Raw genomic sequence first — 18,912 nt, 5'->3', positions numbered from 1 at the left:
TATGAAAAACTGGATTCTTTTTATCATTACTGCCGTGTTAGTTTTTTTATTGGCCATGCTTGCTTATTCCATTATGGATCGCAGAACCGAGGCCAGGTTTGCCTATGAACCTAAAGTGGATATCAATGGTATCGAACCGCGAGATTCCATTTGGGGGCTTAATTTTCCAAGACAATACCAATCTTACATGAAAACCCAGGATACTTCCTTCCACAGTATGTACAATACCAGTGGTCACATAGCGGTCCTTGAGGAAGATCCAGAACTAGTGATCTTATGGGCAGGGTATGGATTCAGCAAAGAATACAACCAACCTAAAGGACATGCCCATGCTGTAAATGATATCAGAAATATCCTTCGAACCGGCGCTCCAATGGAGCCTGGGGAAGGTCCTATGCCAAGTACTTGTTGGACCTGTAAAAGTCCAGATGTGCCCAGATTGATGAAAGAAATTGGGGTAACAGAATTTTATAGCAAGAAATGGTCTGATTTTGGGTCCGAAATTATTAACCCCATTGGTTGTGCAGATTGCCATAATCCGGAAACCTTGAACTTAACCATTACAAGACCTGCCTTGATAGAAGCTTTTGAGGCAATGGGTAAGGACATAAATGCCGCAAGCCACCAGGAAATGCGGAGTTTGGTATGTGCACAGTGCCATGTGGAATATTATTTTGTTAAAGATAACCCAGAGAAAAAAGGTGCCCAATACCTCACCTTTCCGTGGAAAGATGGAATGGATGCGCAATCTGTTGAAGCCTATTATGATAAACTGGAATTTGCAGATTGGGTTCACCCAATCAGTAAAACCCCTATGCTAAAGGCCCAGCACCCTGACTATGAATTATATTCTTTAGGGGTCCATGCAAAAAGAGGGGTATCCTGTGCTGACTGCCATATGCCTTATAAAACAGAAGGAGGGCAAAAATTTACAGACCACCATATTGGATCCCCCCTTAGCAATGTTGAAAATTCCTGTTTTGTATGTCATAGAGAAAAGAAGGAAGATTTAATAACGGACGTTTATGAAAGGCAACGTCTAATAAAAGAAGGATCCCAAAAATTAATGAGACTCATCGCCAAAGCTCATATTGAAGCTGGTAAAGCCTGGGAATTGGGGGCCAAACAAGAACAAATGGATGAAATCCAGCAAGGTATCCGTCATGCCCAATGGAGATGGGATTATGCTGTAGCTTCACATGGAGCTGCATTTCATGCCCCACTTCCTACTAGCAGTATTGTCACTTCAGCAACTTCCATCATCGAGGAAACCCGTATCAAATTGGCTAGGCTACTGGCGGACCTGGGTCACAACAAGCCTGTAGAAATGCCAGATTTTGAAGATACTGAGGCTTTGCAAGCTTATATCGGATTAGATATAGAAAAAGAAAATGCTGCTAAGGAAGAGTTTCTTGAGGAAGTTGTTCCCCAATGGCTAAAAGAAGGAAAACAGCGGGAAGAAGGTTATTCCGTAGAAATGGTATCCACTGAATGATCCAAAATTCATCCCAAGGCACAAAGCCCATCGGGCTTTTCAAAACCAATTAAAGTAGAAATTTATTTAATATGAAGATATTCCGGTTGCTGGTCTCCAGTAAATTAATGCTTCTCCTTTTGATCCTATTTGCCGGAGCAATGGCAATTGCCACTTTTATTGAAAACGATTATGGTACTGCAACTGCCTGGCATACCGTTTATGAATCCTGGTGGTTTGAAATGGTCATGGTTTTATTGGCTATTAATTTTTTGGCCAATATCAAAAAATACCGCTTATTCACCAGACAAAAATGGCCCATAGGTTTATTTCACATTGCTTTTGTACTGATAATTATAGCGGCAGGTATTACCAGATATTTCAGCCATTCAGGTACCATCCATATACGGGAAGGGAAAGCCGAGCAAACCTATTATTCCAATGATCACTTTTTGCAGATAAAAGAAATCGGTAAGGATGGCCATCGGGTATTTGAAATGCCTTTAAAGCTAACAGCCCACACTTTTCAACCTCAAAATGTGTCAATTCCATTCGACCAACCTTTTAATGTCAGAATCAAAGAATATATTCCAAATGCCCAAATGGCATTTGAAAATGGAGATAAAGATTACCTCGACCTGGCCCTAACCTTGGGTGAAGGCCGACAGGATATCACTTTATCAAGGGGAAAGACCCTTTCAATGAAAAACATTAGCCTGGGTACCGAAAAAGAGGGACCTAGCCCCATCAAGGTGTATAAGCGGGACGGCACCTGGATGATCAGCAGTGACCTTCACCTTCAAATAATGCAAATGAGTACACAAGAAATCGGGGTTTTGCATGCTGGGGAGAAAAAACCATTGCAATTGAGAACCCTGTACCAGTGGGAAGATGGGGCTTTTATGTTAAAATCCATTAATGAAGAAAGCAAACTGGTGTATGTTGAAGAAAAAGATCCAAAAATTGCTGAAAATCTGCCTGATGCGGTAAAAATTGAAATATTGGCCGATAAAAATAAAATCATTGACCAAATCTATTTCCCTTTGGTCAAACTTGACCCTGATTGGAAAACATTCAATTATCAGGGCAAAACCTATCAAATCACCTATGGTCCCAAAGCCCATACTTTACCCTTCTCGGTTTATTTAAAAGATTTCCAGATGGAAAGGTATCCCGGAAGCCAAAGTCCTTCAAGCTACGCCAGTGAAGTAGTGGTAAAAGATGGGCAAAAAAACCTTGATTTTAGAATTTATATGAACAATGTCCTGGATTATCGTGGCTACAGGTTTTACCAGACATCTTATGATACAGATGAAAAAGGAACCGTACTTTCCATCAACCAGGACTATTTAGGAAGTACGCTAACTTATATTGGATACTTTTTGCTGGTTCTGGGTATGTTTTTTAGCCTTTTCACATTAAACAGCCGGTTTCAACACCTTAATTCCCAACTTAAGAAGATAAAAAAGTCAAAATATCTTTTGCCAATGTTCCTTTTTTGCTCTGCAATCCCCTTACATGCAGAAAAAAAATTTCCTGAATGGGTGATTCCGGAAAAGCAAGCAGCTGAATATGGAAAACTCATCGTCCAGGACCTGGATGGTCGTATGAAACCGCTAAATACCCTGGCTCATGAAATTGTTAGAAAATTAGCAGGAAGCTCCCAGGTACAATTGAAGGAACATGGGATCCATTTAAGCCCTGAGCAGTTTTTACTGGCGGTACAGATGTACCCAGAAATGCTTAGCAAAATGTCCATTATTAAGATTGATAAAGAAAAAGGTTACAACATTTTCAAGGAATTGGGGATAGATCCCCAACCTGCCATAAGTTTTATGGATTTTCTGGGGCCAGAAGGGCAATACAAGTTACAGCAAATGGTAGAACGTGCCAATTTACTTAAACCGGCTGAACGGAATGAAGGGGACAATGAACTTCTCGAAGTTGATGAGCGATTCAATATTTTTTATGGTTTGCTAACTGGGGATTTTCTAAAGCTTTTTCCCAATCGATTGGATGAAAACAATACCTGGTACACCAAGCAAAATTACCAACAGGGTTTTGATGAGGAGGATGCGCAATTTGTCAAACATATTTCCAATATCTACCTTCAGGGATTACAAAAGGGTCTTGAAACGGGAAAATGGACCAAAGCGGAAGAATCCCTGGATTATATCGATCTTTTCCAGCGAAAGGCCGGTAAGGAAGTATATCCATCGGATAACCGGATTAAAGCAGAATTATTATATACCAAATTAAATTTAGGCAGCCGTCTTTTTGGATATTTTTGGGTACTTGGAATTCTAATGCTTGGAATCGCCCTTTGGAAAACCTTTCATGATGCTAATCTATCCAAAGTACTTTGGAAAATCGGGCTGGTACTTAGCGGGTTGGGGATGTTAGCCTTCACCTTCCACTTGGGGCTCAGGTGGTACATTGCCCGGCACCCACCCAGGAGTGATGGTTTTGAAATGTTGGTTTTTGTTGGATGGGGAGCATTGATTTTTGGGTTAATTTTTTCCAAAAAATCCAGGTTTACCCTTCCATTTGGTTTGTTATTTTCCGGCACCTTACTCTTTGTAGCCTTTTTGGAATGGCTTAACCCGGAAATCACCAATCTAATGCCAGTGCTTCATTCATATTGGTTGAAAATCCATGTGGCTATCATTGTCAGCAGTTATGCTCCATTGGCCCTTGCTGCCGTAATGGCTTTGTTGGCTCTTTTATTAATTATTTTTAGACCCAATAGCTCCGGAAAAAACTGGTGGAATAGTTTATTGGAATTAGCGATTGTCAATGAGTTGTCCATTACTATCGGGCTTTTTCTACTAACTATTGGAACCTTTTTAGGCGGGGTGTGGGCCAATGAAAGTTGGGGCCGCTATTGGGCCTGGGATCCAAAAGAAACCTGGGCCTTGATATCCATCATGGTTTATGCCTGTGTTTTACACCTGCGCCTTGTCCCAGGACTAAAAAATTTTATGGTCTACCACCTTGCTAGCTTATGGGCTTTTTCTTCCATTATCATGACCTCCTTTGGAGTCAATTATTACCTATCTGGTCTCCATTCTTATGCCAAAGGTGATCCTGTTCCCGTTCCCACCTGGGTTTATTGGACCGTAGCTATTCTCCTGATCATCTCTATTGCCGCTGGAATTCGATATAATGGACTTTCAAAGGAAACCAAGGCTTATTTGAAAGTATAATGTTCAATAATTTTTTCTATTCTTTATGTAATAAATATTACAGATAAATAAAGCTTTGGTAGGTACTTTTATTACATACCATCAAGACCAAAAGCCATGAAAACTTCTGTAATTATCGGCGGAAATTTTGCAGGAATGACCGCCGCACTTGAACTCAAAAGAAAAGGAAAAGACGAACAAAGGGTCATTGTAATTGATAAATCTCCTTTGTTCATCTTTATTCCTTCATTGATTTGGGTACCCTTTGGCCGAAGGGAAATCAAGGATATTTCTTTTAGAAAAGATACCATTCTTAAGAAAAAAGGTGTGGAATTTATCGAAGCTGAGGCCATAAAGGTAGACCCTGATGCCCAAATTGTCCATTCTACAAAAGGTGATGTACATTACGATGATTTGGTCATAGCGACCGGGCCAAAAGTTAAATATGACGTGGCCCCAGGGGTGGCTGAGCATGCACATTATGTGGGAACCCCAATTGGGGCTATGAAAATTAGAAAAGCACTGGAGGAATTTAAAAAGAACCCAGGCCCTATTGTAGTGGGAGCCACTCAAAATGCAGGTTGCATGGGTGCCGCTTACGAGTTCCTTTTCAACATCGAGAAATGGCTAAGGGAACAGAATATTCGCAAAAAAGTTGATCTTTACTGGATCACCCCAGAAACCTTTTTGGGCCATTTCGGTATCGATGGAATAGCCGGGGGCGAAACTATGCTGAAATCCTTTATGAAAATGTTTCATATTCATTTTAGGACTGAAGTTGGGGTGCAAGAAGTTCAAAAAGACAAAGTAATCCTGACCACCGGTGAGGAATTACCTAGCAGCTTTACCATGCTGATGCCTCCTTTTGTAGGGGTAGATTTTGTGCAAAACTCCCCAGGTTTACAAGCCAATGCCAATGGCTATATCCCCGTTACAGATGATTATAGACATGTTTCATTGCCCAATGTTTGGGCTGCAGGAATTGCAGTGGATGTTAAATTACCCTTCCAACCAGGAAAAGTGCCTTTCTCCGGACCAAAAACCGGTTATCCTTCAGATGAAACAGGAAAAATTGTAGCTGAGAATATTATCAGGGTTCAACAAGGAAAAAAAGTCCTGAAGAAAAAACCTTGGGGCAAAATACCAGGCATCTGTATCATGGATGCAGGTAAGAAGGAAGTGTTGATCCTTACCGATAAACTTTTTAAACCCCGGAATTTTGCCATTATGGTTCCTAATATTTTCTATGATTTCGGTAAAATTCTTTTTGAAAAATATTTTTTATGGAAAACAAGGCATGGCTATTCACAATTGCCTTGATGGTATATTTTTTTCTAAGCCTCCCCAAAAAGGGGAGGCTTAGAATTACTGAGAATAAAAAATAATATTTCGTTACTGCAGGCGATATTTCATTGGGGTATCCTAAAGGATCCTATTAAAAACATACATTTGATTACCCCATTACATTTTTTGTCAATATTTTCTGAACCTCATATACATCTACTGCTTTGCTAAATTTTTTGGAAATGCTTGGTTCCTTTTCACTTGAAATCCAGATTTTCAGTTCAGCATCCAAATCAAAGGTTCCCCCGGTTTCCACACTGAATCGGGAAATGGCCTTGTATGCTATTGAAAGATATTCCGTTTTCTTTCCGGTCATACCCTGTTTATCTACCAAAATCAACCGTTTGTTGGTAAAAATGAAAGTGTCCCTTACCAATTTAAAGCCAATCTCTATCCTTTCATCTACCAATAATAGCTTATTATATTTTTCTACCAGTTTTTCCCGGTCAACAATACCGGCATTTCCAATGATTCCAGATAATAGTCCCATAATTTTTGAAAGCATTTTTATTCGGTTTGACGAATTATATTTGCATTAGGGTCTTCCCCTATTTCTATCTCTATCCCTCCAATCCAACTGGATACCAAGTTATACACAAAACATCCAACTGCTGTAAACACAAACGAAAATATTCCATAAACAAAAGGCATAAAGATGAACATAAATCCACCTCCAAAAGGCAAACTACCAAATGGTCCTGCATCTGTTAAAGTTGAAAAAAGGGATATAGGAATCATAAATACGGCCGTTACCAAAAAATAAATGATGGCAGCCACCTTTGCAATCTGCAATACCCCTAATTTTTTAATTCTTTTCATAATGGAATTTTGAGTTTATGTTACAGAATAAAATTATTATTGAAAAAACATGCTAATAAAAATGTTTACTTCTACAAAATGATAATTTCAAAACATTTTTCAATATGATTACTTAAAAATTATTAAAAAACTAAGCTAATTTTATTTTAGCGTAATAATGGCTTAATTAGTTATAACCCTTACCGTGCTTTTTTAATCAACATCAAAAGTCAAAAGGAATCTGACAAGTTATTTGGTGATAACTTGTCCGCGCAGGTTGATTGGTGAATCCCTAGCCCTTTATGATCAGCTTATCCAGTATCCTTTTTACTTGCAGATCCCCAAAACCATAAATACTTTCCCTTTTGGAAAATTCTTTAAATACGGGTTCAAATTCATGGGTTTGCAGCTCGTCCATAATATCCATTAGGACCAGTTCAGGTCTTCCAGGATCATGGCCAACGGCTTTCCTGGCAAGATGGGCTTCCACCACGGGTAATAAAAATGGAAAGGAGGATTCTAGCTCTATGGCTTCCAGAAGCATCCGGTCTTCTTCATCTTTCCTATAGAGCTCCCAAAAAGCGGCCCATTTTTCAAACTCATTCGAGCTGATTTTTTTTCTGAATTTGAATATGCTGGTTAAGTCATTTTCATCCAACTTCCCAAATCCTTCTATCAGCTCAGTATGTGGCCTTACTAAATACAAATCTCCTTGGTGCCCATTTTCCTTTAATAAATCCAGGACATACCAACAGTTAACCTGACAAAATAAATCATCCTCAAACCACAGGTTTACCTCTGCCTTTTTCGGAATTTCCCTTAGCTTTTCCAGTTCAGGAACAACCTTTTCAAAATATTCGGATTCCTCCATTTCTTCATAAGCGGTACTGATAAAATGGGCCCTGTTGGCATAAAATTCTGTGGAAGTTTCTCCTGAAACATCCCCATCTACCAAACATTCACGGATAACTATTTGATTGCCCAAAAGGTTTTTGGGGAATTTGTCCTGAAGGTTATCCCCATTCAAAATATGAAATACATTTTCCATTTTCCTAATAATTTATATCCTCTAAGGGTCCCTCTTAATTTACATAGGAAACCGTTTTATCTAAAATGATGTATCAATTTTTTTATGAATTGGGATTGGAAATTTTTGATCTGGAAAAACCTTTTTTTCTTATCATACGCAGCATCCAAATTACCAGGGCAATAATTAGAACTATAAAATAAATGGAACTCAAAATGCTTTTCGCCAAAGTAAAAAACTGAGTCCAAGCTATGGCGGCAGAAGTTAAATCAGGGTAATTAATTAATAAATTAATAATCCCCAGGTTTTCCAGGTAATCTGCCAATCCTGCAAGTGGTGCCAATAAACTCAGATAAAAAGCCCCTGATTTATAAAGGTTAATTTTCTTTAATATATAGGCCAATAACAAACAATAAGATATCCCAAATAATAAGGGGTAAACAAGATCAAGTGGTATCTGATCATATAAATATGCATCCCTGCCGGCCTCACCTAATACAGTCATTAGTTTCCAAACATAAATTTCACTATAACCCATCGGCATCATATCAAGGATTTTCATTCCATCAGCATAGCGGTTCACCTTAGGAATAGACATCCACAACATTGAAAAATAAACCAAATTGGTTAATAAAAACAGGTACAAGACTTTTGAGGTTTGTAAGTGTTTACCTATAAATTGCTTTAAACGGGTCATTTTCCTTGGTACAATCCTTTAAAAATCATCTTTTTAACATTTCCATTCTCATCTAAAATTTCCCAGATTTGACTAACTTTTCCATTTGATAGGGCTGTCCAGGTTATTCGATGCTTTTGGGATGGGCCTGAATTATTTAAAGGGCCTTGGCCATACAACACCATTTCTCCTTCTCGCCCTTTCCCTTTCAAAACCAAATGATTCCCTTGGTTGTCTATCCAAATCTGGTTCCAGGTGGAATCCATTACATTAAAATAATTAAAACTTCTGCCTGTTACACCACTATCCCCTTTCCAGTGTTCGCTAACCAGACAATGATCCTCCAATAATTTAATGCTACTTCTTCCAATCCTATTTCCCAGGGTATCATATACCAGCCATTCCCCGATCCAAAAATCAAATTGACGGTGGGATGGAGTACAACAGGCACATTCCGATTGGGCAAAAGAAGTATTATCCAATATTATTACTCCAATAAAACTCAATATAATTTTTAAGACCATTACCAAAGTTTACAGAGGTCGTGAGTATGGATTTATGGGTCTTGGGTTATTTCCTAATCCGTGATTATTGGTCCCACAAACCACCTTACCTATTCAATTTCCTTTAGTTTATTGAGGCTTTCTTAACCTTCCCTAATTTTCAAACTGCCATGAGGAAATATATGACAGTTTAATATCACTTATTCCACAATGGCCACTATCCGCAAGGGTCCGCCACTTCCTCCCTTGATCTTCATGGGCAGTGCAATAATATGGAAGTCCTTTGCTGGTAATTTTTCAAGATTGGCCACGTTTTCAAAGGCCGGTATATTGGCTGTCATCAGGGCCACATGGGTTCCAAAGTTTTGGGATTGCCCATAATCAATACTTGGTGTATCAATGCCAATGGCATGAATATTTCTTTCTTCCACCAGCCATTTGGCTGCGTCCGGTGCCAAACCGGGAAAATGAAGGTCTTTTACCGCTTCTGGTCCCCTTTGATCAGTGCCCAGGTATTCCATTTTATCAGGATACTTTTTGCCAAATCCGGTTTGTAAAAGAATGATACTTCCATCTGGAATTTGATCATGTTCAGCTTCCCAAAATTCCAAATCAAATTGGCTGACCTGATAGTCAGGGTTCTGGCTTGCTTTTTCGGAAACATCGATTTTAATGGCTTTCCCCATAAGATTTTCCAAAGGTATTTCATCTACGGATTGGCCATTTTCTGCGAAATGGATAGGGGCATCGATATGGGTTCCTCCATGCTCGGCTCCCGAAAAATTATAAGCCGAATAAAAATATCCCTTTTCAGTCTGACCCTTGGCTACTTCTTCCAATTCAAATTCCTTTGAGGTAACCCAATAAACCGTCTCCTCGGAAAATTCATAAGTAAGATCAATGAGTTTTCCCATTGGGAAATCAATTTCCATTTCAACTTTTTCCACTTTTTCTTGCTTAGGGCTGCAAGAAAAAAAACTTACAATTAACAGGATTAAACTACTAAGAAGGTATTTCATTATGATTAGGATTTTAGTAAAAGAATTGGGAGTAAGGGTATTTGGGATAATTAAAAATTTATTTTCCCAAATACCCTCATTTAATTTAACTATTATAAGGCTTTCCTTCAAGGGATAATTTCAAAAAGTAAGAATCTTTTAAAACAAAATAAGGTAAAAGTTTGAATTAGCTTTTACCCCTTTCAATTAATCCTACCGAATTACATCTCCTTCATGCTGGACCAAAATATAATTCCTATCTCCTACGATTCCCGTTAAAGTTAATTTTCCTGCAGGCAAAACTTGTTGTCCAAAACTTGCATGAGCATAAGTGGCGACCACTGCTGTTTGATTTTGGGATTCATTTTTAAGCAAATGGGTACCTTCCCATTTTACTATCCCATTGGCTGCAGGGAATGATACATTTTCTATTTGGACCTTTTTTCCTTGAAAACTACCATTCACCAAATCCTCAAGGGTGACAATTTCAGGTGCAAGGAACCTGTTTCTGCCAAGTATAATCCCAACTATGTCCGCTATATCGGTGATGGCTTTTTGTTCATTAACGATTTTTCCACTGCCATTTTTCAAGTTAAACATGACTTTGTCCCCATAAGCAACCATTTTTGGTAAAACAAATTGCAACATTATCCCTCCTGATTCATCTTGCAGATAGATTGTTTTATCATTGGCCACATTGCTTGCAGAGGTAACTATACCCTGGATATAATAATCCTCGGGGAAATACCAGTCTCCCTCAAATTCCTCGAATCTTTCCCTTACACTTTTAATGGAATGAATCAATTCGGGTTGAATGATATCATCTTCTAATATTTCAATTTCTACCCTCCTGGGTTCTCCCAATTCAAGCCCTTCAGAAAGATAATGGAGTTCAAATTGAATACTAAAATCCCCTTTTACTTCCCTGTCATTAACCGGAAAAATGGTAAATGAAATTCTTTCTTCCCCCGGATTGACTGATAATCCCAATTCCCCTAAAACGGGTCCGGGATTGGTATAAAAATCTGTTCCATATGTTTTCCCAACCGGAACAATCATGGACAATGTTATCCAGCGACTTTGGTAAACATTTCCTTCAATGGACAAGTGAACTTTAACTCCCGTTTGCTGATTTTCCGCCAGGATTATTTTTTCAATTTCAAAAGAAATTACGGCAGGTGTTTCTTCTGGAGGATTAATTACTAGCGGAACCAATCTTACCTGGCAATTTTTTTTATTTCCCAGCGCTAGATTTCCTGAAGGATCCTCCATGGTAAAAAAAATTATCTTCTCCTCTTCATCCGGGAGAAGTGGAATCAGGGTAAATAATACCTTGTTTGTCCCGGGTAAAATTGAGATGGGAATCAGATTTTGATGGGCTTCGGGTTGGGTATTAAAATGGTGTCCATATATGGCATTTCCTGTGATCCGAATATGCAATAATTCTTCTCCGGAAAGCGGTTTATCCAACTCCAACTTAACTTCCATTGGAGTTCCTTTCATAGATAAAGATTGAGATTCCAGCTCAAAATTCACTTGGCTAACTTTGGTGGGATTATCCACCTTTTCCTCCGTATCAACACATCCTGATATTAATAATATGAGGAAAAAGAGTAATAAAATTTGGGTTTTCATTGGTCATAAGGCAATAAATTAACCTGATAAAACCCGTGCCAATTATTTAAAGGCCAAATTTGAACTATTAGTGGGATTTTTTATCAACACTGTCCATTTTTGGACAAATGGATATTCTGAAATGTCCGATTAAAGTCAATCTATTTTTTTTTGTGGAATTTTCCGGAATACACAAAAAAGAAAATCCTGAATTTCACCTTTGGGGGTTGGGTGATCTACCCTGAAACATTTTATTTTCTTAAAATAATTTTCCAGCAGATCTGTCATCTGTTTTTCTGAATATTGGTGGATATCAATGCCACTGCATTTTTTGGGGCCCTGATCAGAAAAAGTCCCAAGAATAAGCACGCCATTATCCTTCAAACTTTTATAAGCTATTTCAATGTACTTTTTAATTTCATCCTCTTGGGTAAAAAAATGAAAGGTGGCCCGGTCATGCCATAAATCATATTTATCCGAAGTATTTAACTGTATTACATCATTGACAATCCATTTGACCAATCCAGCTCTATGCCCCAGCCGTTTCTCTGTTTTGTGGATGGCCATTTCCGAAATATCAAGGACCGAAATATCCCTATATCCAATTTCCAACAAATGATCCACCAACAAACTATCCCCTCCTCCAACATCAATAATTTGGGCTGTCTCAGGCAAATCAAGTTCTTTAATAAGGTCCAAAGAAATTTTTGGTTTGGCTTGAAACCAACTTACTTCTTCCGGACCTTTGGTTTCATAAATATGCTCCCAGTGCTTTTTCCTGTCAAATGCTTTCAATACTAAAAGAGTTTATTGATCTAAAAATATTTATTCCAATTTACATCATAAAAGAATTAATCAAAATAAGGATATTTACCTTTTGCTATCATATCGTTGGCTATATCCCTTCTGAGAACTTTAGTATTTACAGGATCCATCTTGGTAAAGCGTTTCAAGCCCATCAGCATCATTTTTTGTTCATCTCCGGAGGTAAAAGCTGCAATGGCCTCCTTACCTGCCGATTGAATTTTATCGATGGCTTCTGATAAATAAACCCTTACCATAGAAATTTGATGTTTACAAGCATCTTCCCCTTTGATGCTAACTCTTTTTTCGGTGCGGAGCAAAGCAGATTCCACCGCATAAACCTCAATCATGATATCGGCCAGGTTCATCATAATTTCCTGCTCGTCCTCAATCTTTTCACCCAAGTCTTTGGCAGCTTTACCTCCTATCATCAAAAATACCTTTTTGAGTTTTTTCAACTCTTCTTTTTCCGGTGCAAACAATACCGATGCGTCCGGAGTATCAAAGGATGGCACAGAAGTCAATTCCTCAGAGACAGCCTTGGCCGGGCCCATCAAATCAATATCCCCTTTCAAAGCTCTTTTCAATACCATGCCCACCATCAGCATGCGGTTGATCTCATTGGTTCCTTCATAAATCCTGGCAATCCTGGCATCACGATAGGCTCTTTCCATAGGTGCTTCAGCAGAATATCCCATTCCACCATAAACCTGTACCCCCTCATCCACCACATAATCCAATACCTCAGAACCATGAATTTTGGAAATGGCACATTCAATGGCAAACTGTTCCACCCCTTTGAGTTTGGCTTTGTTGACCTCCAATCCTTCTTCAATGAGGGCATCAATTCTATCCTCAATATTTTGGCCCAAGCGATAGCTTAGGGATTCACTGACATAGGTTTTGATGGCCATTTCTGCCAATTTTGCTTTAATGGCCCCAAAAGTATTGATGGACACCCCAAATTGTTTTCTTTCAGCTGCATAATTGATGGATAGGTCAATTACTCTCCTACATCCTCCCAACACCCCGGCTCCCAATTTTGCGCGTCCAATATTGAGAATGTTAACGGCTATTTTAAACCCATTTTCCCTTTCGGAAAGCATATTTTCCTCCGGCACCTTGCAATCATTAAAAAATACCTGACGGGTGGAAGAGCCCTTGATACCCATTTTCTTTTCCTCCTCATTCATGGTGATCCCACCAAAATCCTTTTCCACAATAAATGCGGTCAGGTTTTTATCATCATCTATTTTGGCAAAGACTATAAATAGGTCTGCGAATCCACCGTTGGAAATCCACATTTTCTGACCATTTAGCAAGTAATTCTTTCCATCCTCACTGAGGGTGGCTTTGGTTTTACCGCTATTGGCATCCGATCCTGCATCGGGTTCGGTCAGACAATAGCAGGTCGCCCATTCCCCGGTAGCCAATTTGGGCAGGTATTTTTGTTTCTGCTCCTCAGTCCCATAGAATAAAATGGGCAAAGTCCCGATTCCAGTCTGAGCACCAAAAGTGGTAGAAAAGGACCCTGCTGCCCCCATGATATCAGCGATCAGCATGGAGGTATTGAAACTCATGCCCAAGCCTTGGTATTCTTCCGGAACAGAAATGCCCAATAATCCCAATTCCCCGGCTTTTTTGAGAATCGTAGGAACAAGATTAGGGTCCTTCATGCTATCGATTTTCTCGATATTGGCCAAAATCTCCGTATCAATAAAATCCTGGCAAGCCTGCGCCATCATGCGCTGTTCCTCTGAAAATTCTGCAGGAATAAATATATCTTTCGCCTGGGTTTCCCTGATTAGGAATTCCCCGCCATTGATGGTTTGTTTTTTAGTGGTTTCCATATTGAATTAGCATTTAGTAGTGAGATGTGAGTATTGAGAATACTACTTTTCCGTCTTGATTGAATTCATTAAAGCATAACTCATTTTCTGAATTTCATTGATTTCTATTTCTAAAGATTGGAACTTTTCCTTTCCTATTAATTTTGACAAATTTGAAAGACACAGTTGGTTTTCAAGTTCACATAGGGATCTATAAGAAATATCAAGAAACCTCTTTAAGTCTTTTACGGATCTTCTTTCTGCTCCTTCTGCAATTGAAACAGAAGCTCTCCCCAATTGGGAAGTTAGGCCAAACCTTTCTTCATTTGGAAAATTTGCTGTCAAAACATAAATATCTTTAGCAAGAAAAATTGACCTTTTCCAAACTTTTAGATCTATATAATATTGCGTTTTAAAAGTATTTATAGGTTAGAAGTGGTTATGGGTTATTTCTAAAATCTCCTATCTCCTTTAGTTTTTCAATGCTTTGTCTAACTAAAGAACTGCTTAATTAGTGAGACACCTAATTTGGAATCGCTATTCGGTAAGTAGGCTCAAACCCAATTTTCACTACTAGACACTAAAATCTACTTTAGTAACTCAATCACCCCGGCAACTCCTTGGCCCCCGCCAACGCAGGCGGTTACCATACCATACTTTTGTTTTCTTCTTCGAAGTTCATTGATAATTTGGACGGTCAATTTGGCTCCGGTACAACCCAGAGGGTGTCCGAGTGCTACAGCTCCACCATTAACATTTACCTTTTCGGGATCCATGTCCAAAGACCTGATAACCGCTAAAGCTTGCGCGGCAAAAGCTTCATTTAATTCCACCAAACTGATATCATTAAAAGTCATTCCTGCTTGTTTTAGCGCTTTGGGCACAGCTTCTTTAGGACCAATACCCATTATCCTGGGATCTACTCCTGCTACGGAATAACTGACCAGTTTTGCCACCGGCTCCAAGTTCAACTCTTTGACCATACTTTCAGACATCACCAAGGTAAAGGCAGCTCCATCAGAGGTTTGGGAGGAATTTCCTGCTGTTACTTGGCCTCCTTGTTTAAAGGCAGGCTTTAAATTAGAAAGCACATCCATATTGGTTCCAGGTCTGGGGCCTTCATCGGTGTCCACGGTAAAATTCCTGGAATTTTTCTTTCCGGATTCATCTACAAATGTTTCTTCCACCTGAACGGGAACAATTTCATTTTTAAATTTCCCGGATTTGATCGCATCCAATGCCCTTTCATGTGATCTCACAGCAAATTGATCCGAATCTTCCCGGCTAATATCATAATCCTTGGCCAGTTCCTCGGCAGTTATTCCCATGCTGAGGTAATAATCCGGATGTTCTCTGGCAATGGTCCAGTTCAATGCTGTTTTGTACCCGGTCATAGGTACCAGGGACATGGATTCCGTTCCCCCAGCAATAATACAATTGGCCATGCCGGATTTGATTTTTGCCGTTGCCAAAGCAATGGCTTCCAAGCCTGAACCACAATACCTATTGATGATAAAGCCGGGCACCACTTTACCCAAGGCCATAAGGGAAATCATCCTGCCCATTTGCATGCCCTGCTCTGCCTCAGGCACCGCATTACCCACAATCAGGTCATCGACCCTACTTGCTTCCAATCCCGGTGTTTGGGCAATAAGGTGTTTGATTACATCAACAGCCAAATCATCCGGCCGATAAAACCGAAACCCACCTTTTTTTGCCTTTCCCACTGCAGATCTATATCCATTTACTATGTATGCTTCCATTACATTATCGTTTTAAATGTCATATTTTTATAAGAACAAAGAGAAAAGATCAAAGAATCAAGATTGGGATTCAATTTTAGATTTAAATCCATTTATCATTCTTTTTATTTCTATAAGATCGTCCTCAAGTAAAGTTGATTTTTCTTCTGTAATTAAGCCCACACGTTTACTGATTTCCAGTTGAGTTTCAAGTTCATAACTTTCACCCAAACTTGTTTCTAATGAATTACAAAAAGTTTTCTTGGAAGATTTGGCACTGCCTTCTGCTATATTAGACGGAACAGAAACACTGGCTCTTCTCATTTGAGATACTATTCCATACTTCTCCTCACTTGGAAATTCCTTTGTGGTGAAGTACACTTTTACAGCAAAATCAACAGCCTTTTGCCAAACCTTTAAATTTCTGAAATTGTGCATATCAATTAATTTTTAGTCAAAAAGTTACATGTCATTATTCTTTCTTCTTTAATCTTTACTCTAGTTTCTAAGGGGTTTTCCCTTAAACAGAATACTTTGTATTCTTTCCAGGGTTTTCTTCTCTCCTGTCAGGCTAAGGAAAGCTTCTCTTTCCAGGTCTAAAAGGTATTGTTCACTTACCTCCGTAGGTTGGCTGAGGTCACCACCGCTCATGACCCATGCTAGTTTCCGGGCAATTTTGGCATCATGGTCAGAAATATATGCACCATATTGCATTCCAGTGATACCTGCTTCAAACATCGCCAATGATGTCTGACCCAAAACCTTTATTTTTTTATTGGCTAAGGGTTGGGTATAACCTCCATCATATAATTCCAGCACCTTGGCTTTGGCTTCAGCCAATTGCCGTTTCCGGTTTATGGTGATATCATCCTTGTCCTCCAGATAGCCCAAAGCCCGCGCTTCCACTGCGGAGGTGGATACTTTAGCTGTGGCAATATTCATAAAATACTCCTGCAATCTGTTCAACTCTACATCTCCTGCTTTGAGCTCATTGGAAAACCTAAGGGTCATTTCTTTGGTACCTCCGCCAGCAGGAATGAGTCCTACACCAAATTCCACCAAACCCATGTACAGTTCAGCATGAGCCTGGATCGCATCTGCATGAAGGGACATTTCACAGCCTCCCCCCAGTGCCATATTGTGTGGAGCAATAACAACGGGAACACTACTGTAACGGACCCGCATCATGGTTTTTTGAAATTGGGCGATCATCAGGTTGATCTCATCGAAATCCTGGTCTCCGGCAAACATAAATAACATTGAAAGGTTGGCCCCGGCAGAAAAGTTGGCTCCCTCATTTCCTATAACCAATCCTTTATAATTCTTCTCAGCCATGTTAATAGCAGTATTGATGCCTTCCACTACTTCAGCTCCCAGGGAATTCATCTTGGTATGGAATTCCAAACAAACCACATCATCACCCATGTCAAAAAGGCTAGCTCCTGCATTGCCCCAGATTTTTTTCTTCCCTGCCCTGAGGGTATCCAATTGAATAAACTCCTCCTGCCCTGGAATAGTCTGGTAGGTTTTCGAAGCAATATCATAATATTGCTTTTGTCCATTTTCAACACGATAAAAAGATTCATTTCCGGCATCCAACATCTCTAAAACCCAATCAGCGGGACGATGGCCTGCAGCTTCCATTTTTTTAAGTGAATCCCGAACACCTAGGATATCCCAATTTTCAAAGGGGCCATATTCCCAGCCAAAGCCGGCACAAACTGCTTGATCAATGCGGAAAAGTTGATCGGCTATTTCTGGAATCCTAAGCGAGCAGTACCTGAAAAGATCATAATAACTGGACCTATAAAATTCCCCTACCGTATTTTGATCGTTTACCAAAAATTTGATGCGCTGCTTAACATCTTGAATATCTTTGGCCTCTCCAAGGGCTTTGATATCCGGTTTTTCCACAGGTTTGTATTCAAAACTTTCAAAATCCAGCTCTTTCAATTCCTTTTTTCCATTATCATGCCGGATCATATGGAAAAATCCTTTGCCGGTTTTATCTCCCCACCATTTATTTTCATAAGGGACTTTTACTATCTCCGGCAATTTGAACTGGTCCTTGGATTCGTCATTTTGTAGAGCCTGATGGAGATTGTTAGCGACATTTACCATGGTATCCAATCCCACTACATCCATGGTCCGGAAAGTGGCCGATTTGGCCCTGCCTATTACCGTTCCTGTGAGTTTGTCCACTTCCGAAACCCCTAAGCCCATTTTTTCTATCAGATGCATGCTGGACATCATGGCGTAGACCCCAATCCGGTTGGCAATAAAAGCGGGGGTATCTTTGCATAAAACGGTTTCTTTACCCAAAAAGCGGTCGCCATAATCCATCAAAAATGTGATGATATCAGGATTTGTTTTTGGGCCAGGAATAATCTCTAATAGCCGGAGGTAACGAGGGGGATTGAAAAAGTGGGTCCCTGCAAAATTTTCCTGAAAGTCTTCACTTCTACCTTGACAAAGCATTTTCATGGGAATTCCAGAAGTATTGGAAGTAATCAAAGTTCCCGGTTTGCGGTGCATTTCCACTTTTTCATAAAGGGATTGTTTGATCTCCAGTTTTTCAACAACGACTTCAATTACCCAATCGTAATTCTTTATTTTTGACAGATCATCCTCAAAATTTCCCGTTTTTATTCTGGAAGTAAAGGATTGGTCATAAATGGGTGAAGGTTTGGATTTTAAGGTATTGGTCAGGGATTCATTGACAATCCTGTTTCTTACTGGCTTGTCCTCCAACGAAAGGCCCTTTTTGGTTTCTCCCTCATTGGGTGCTTTGGGCAAAATATCCAGTAACAATACCTGTACGCCTATATTGGCAAAATGGCAGGCAATTCTGGACCCCATTACTCCAGAACCTAAAATGGCTACTTTTTGAATGGTTCTTTTCATATCAGTTTCATTTT

16 protein-coding genes are annotated in these 18,912 nt (G+C 39.5%); 3 read left to right on the top strand and 13 right to left on the bottom strand.

The genetic code is table 11. From position 1 onward, the window contains the following. Nucleotide 1: 1 nt before the first annotated feature. The 3 genes from nrfA (at nucleotide 2) to QWY93_RS07215 (ending at nucleotide 5,979) form a co-directional block, all read left to right on the top strand. On the top strand, nucleotides 2–1,495 hold the full coding sequence (gene nrfA, locus QWY93_RS07225) for an ammonia-forming cytochrome c nitrite reductase (RefSeq protein WP_290247506.1): 1,494 nt from the start codon (nucleotides 2–4) through the stop codon (nucleotides 1,493–1,495). A gap of 71 nt (nucleotides 1,496–1,566) precedes the next feature. Further along, nucleotides 1,567–4,680, top strand: a complete 3,114-nt coding sequence (locus QWY93_RS07220; protein ID WP_290247505.1) for a cytochrome c biogenesis protein CcsA — start codon at nucleotides 1,567–1,569, stop codon at nucleotides 4,678–4,680. A gap of 96 nt (nucleotides 4,681–4,776) precedes the next feature. Next, nucleotides 4,777–5,979, top strand: a complete 1,203-nt coding sequence (locus QWY93_RS07215; protein ID WP_290247504.1) for an NAD(P)/FAD-dependent oxidoreductase — start codon at nucleotides 4,777–4,779, stop codon at nucleotides 5,977–5,979. Nucleotides 5,980–6,112: 133 nt separating this feature from the next. Here the strand turns inward: QWY93_RS07215 and QWY93_RS07210 are convergent, their stop codons facing one another. The 13 genes from QWY93_RS07210 to QWY93_RS07150 form a co-directional block, all read right to left on the bottom strand. Then, nucleotides 6,113–6,508 carry a PH domain-containing protein gene (locus tag QWY93_RS07210; protein ID WP_290247502.1) on the bottom strand — a complete coding sequence of 132 codons (396 nt, stop codon included), beginning with the start codon at nucleotides 6,506–6,508 and terminating at the stop codon, nucleotides 6,113–6,115. A 2-nt stretch (nucleotides 6,509–6,510) separates the two neighbouring features. Next, entirely contained in the window at nucleotides 6,511–6,822 is a 312-nt protein-coding gene (locus QWY93_RS07205) for a hypothetical protein (RefSeq protein ID WP_290247500.1), read from the bottom strand. Between the two features lie 271 nt (nucleotides 6,823–7,093). Beyond that, complete coding sequence (locus QWY93_RS07200; protein ID WP_290247499.1) at nucleotides 7,094–7,849, bottom strand: DUF1835 domain-containing protein; 756 nt, start codon at nucleotides 7,847–7,849, stop codon at nucleotides 7,094–7,096. A gap of 82 nt (nucleotides 7,850–7,931) precedes the next feature. Then, nucleotides 7,932–8,426, bottom strand: a complete 495-nt coding sequence (locus QWY93_RS07195) for a hypothetical protein (protein WP_290247498.1) — start codon at nucleotides 8,424–8,426, stop codon at nucleotides 7,932–7,934. A gap of 95 nt (nucleotides 8,427–8,521) precedes the next feature. Beyond that, nucleotides 8,522–9,028, bottom strand: a complete 507-nt coding sequence (locus QWY93_RS07190; protein ID WP_290247497.1) for a hypothetical protein — start codon at nucleotides 9,026–9,028, stop codon at nucleotides 8,522–8,524. 179 nt (nucleotides 9,029–9,207) lie between these two features. Further along, nucleotides 9,208–10,026 carry a cyclase family protein gene (locus tag QWY93_RS07185; RefSeq protein WP_290247496.1) on the bottom strand — a complete coding sequence of 273 codons (819 nt, stop codon included), beginning with the start codon at nucleotides 10,024–10,026 and terminating at the stop codon, nucleotides 9,208–9,210. A 192-nt stretch (nucleotides 10,027–10,218) separates the two neighbouring features. Then, nucleotides 10,219–11,640: a DUF5689 domain-containing protein gene (locus QWY93_RS07180; RefSeq protein WP_290247494.1), complete on the bottom strand. Its 1,422-nt coding sequence runs from the start codon at nucleotides 11,638–11,640 to the stop codon at nucleotides 10,219–10,221. 135 nt (nucleotides 11,641–11,775) lie between these two features. Continuing rightward, on the bottom strand, nucleotides 11,776–12,414 hold the full coding sequence (locus QWY93_RS07175; protein WP_290247493.1) for a class I SAM-dependent methyltransferase: 639 nt from the start codon (nucleotides 12,412–12,414) through the stop codon (nucleotides 11,776–11,778). A gap of 56 nt (nucleotides 12,415–12,470) precedes the next feature. Then, on the bottom strand, nucleotides 12,471–14,273 hold the full coding sequence (locus tag QWY93_RS07170; RefSeq protein ID WP_290247492.1) for an acyl-CoA dehydrogenase FadE: 1,803 nt from the start codon (nucleotides 14,271–14,273) through the stop codon (nucleotides 12,471–12,473). Between the two features lie 42 nt (nucleotides 14,274–14,315). Further along, nucleotides 14,316–14,651 (bottom strand): four helix bundle protein, encoded by a 336-nt coding sequence (locus QWY93_RS07165; RefSeq protein WP_290248834.1) that lies wholly within the window; start codon nucleotides 14,649–14,651, stop codon nucleotides 14,316–14,318. Between the two features lie 188 nt (nucleotides 14,652–14,839). Next, nucleotides 14,840–16,015, bottom strand: coding sequence for a thiolase family protein (locus QWY93_RS07160; protein WP_290247491.1), 1,176 nt, complete (start codon nucleotides 16,013–16,015; stop codon nucleotides 14,840–14,842). Between the two features lie 57 nt (nucleotides 16,016–16,072). Further along, a complete protein-coding gene (locus tag QWY93_RS07155; protein WP_290247490.1) occupies nucleotides 16,073–16,432 on the bottom strand; it encodes a four helix bundle protein in 360 nt (119 codons plus the stop codon). Nucleotides 16,433–16,492: 60 nt separating this feature from the next. After that, nucleotides 16,493–18,898 (bottom strand): 3-hydroxyacyl-CoA dehydrogenase/enoyl-CoA hydratase family protein, encoded by a 2,406-nt coding sequence (locus QWY93_RS07150; RefSeq protein WP_290247489.1) that lies wholly within the window; start codon nucleotides 18,896–18,898, stop codon nucleotides 16,493–16,495. Nucleotides 18,899–18,912 lie beyond the last annotated feature (14 nt).

Source organism: Echinicola jeungdonensis (genome assembly GCF_030409905.1).
Taxonomy (GTDB): Bacteria; Bacteroidota; Bacteroidia; order Cytophagales; family Cyclobacteriaceae; genus Echinicola; species Echinicola jeungdonensis.
Note: the sequence above shows the minus strand (reverse complement) of the source record. Positions and strands in the feature narration are given on the sequence as shown.

Excerpts from the sequence above, each read along its gene's own strand:
- QWY93_RS07215 (WP_290247504.1), top strand. The coding sequence starts at position 4,777 with ATGAAAACTTCTGTAATTATCGGCGGAAATTTTGCAGGAATGACCGCC.
- QWY93_RS07200 (WP_290247499.1), bottom strand. The coding sequence starts at position 7,849 with ATGGAAAATGTATTTCATATTTTGAATGGGGATAACCTTCAGGACAAA.
- QWY93_RS07210 (WP_290247502.1), bottom strand. The coding sequence starts at position 6,508 with ATGCTTTCAAAAATTATGGGACTATTATCTGGAATCATTGGAAATGCC.
- QWY93_RS07180 (WP_290247494.1), bottom strand. The coding sequence starts at position 11,640 with ATGAAAACCCAAATTTTATTACTCTTTTTCCTCATATTATTAATATCA.
- QWY93_RS07190 (WP_290247497.1), bottom strand. The coding sequence starts at position 9,028 with ATGGTCTTAAAAATTATATTGAGTTTTATTGGAGTAATAATATTGGAT.
- QWY93_RS07185 (WP_290247496.1), bottom strand. The coding sequence starts at position 10,026 with ATGAAATACCTTCTTAGTAGTTTAATCCTGTTAATTGTAAGTTTTTTT.
- QWY93_RS07220 (WP_290247505.1), top strand. The coding sequence starts at position 1,567 with ATGAAGATATTCCGGTTGCTGGTCTCCAGTAAATTAATGCTTCTCCTT.
- QWY93_RS07150 (WP_290247489.1), bottom strand. The coding sequence starts at position 18,898 with ATGAAAAGAACCATTCAAAAAGTAGCCATTTTAGGTTCTGGAGTAATG.
- QWY93_RS07155 (WP_290247490.1), bottom strand. The coding sequence starts at position 16,432 with ATGCACAATTTCAGAAATTTAAAGGTTTGGCAAAAGGCTGTTGATTTT.
- QWY93_RS07170 (WP_290247492.1), bottom strand. The coding sequence starts at position 14,273 with ATGGAAACCACTAAAAAACAAACCATCAATGGCGGGGAATTCCTAATC.
- QWY93_RS07195 (WP_290247498.1), bottom strand. The coding sequence starts at position 8,426 with ATGTCTATTCCTAAGGTGAACCGCTATGCTGATGGAATGAAAATCCTT.
- nrfA (WP_290247506.1), top strand. The coding sequence starts at position 2 with ATGAAAAACTGGATTCTTTTTATCATTACTGCCGTGTTAGTTTTTTTA.
- QWY93_RS07160 (WP_290247491.1), bottom strand. The coding sequence starts at position 16,015 with ATGGAAGCATACATAGTAAATGGATATAGATCTGCAGTGGGAAAGGCA.
- QWY93_RS07205 (WP_290247500.1), bottom strand. The coding sequence starts at position 6,822 with ATGAAAAGAATTAAAAAATTAGGGGTATTGCAGATTGCAAAGGTGGCT.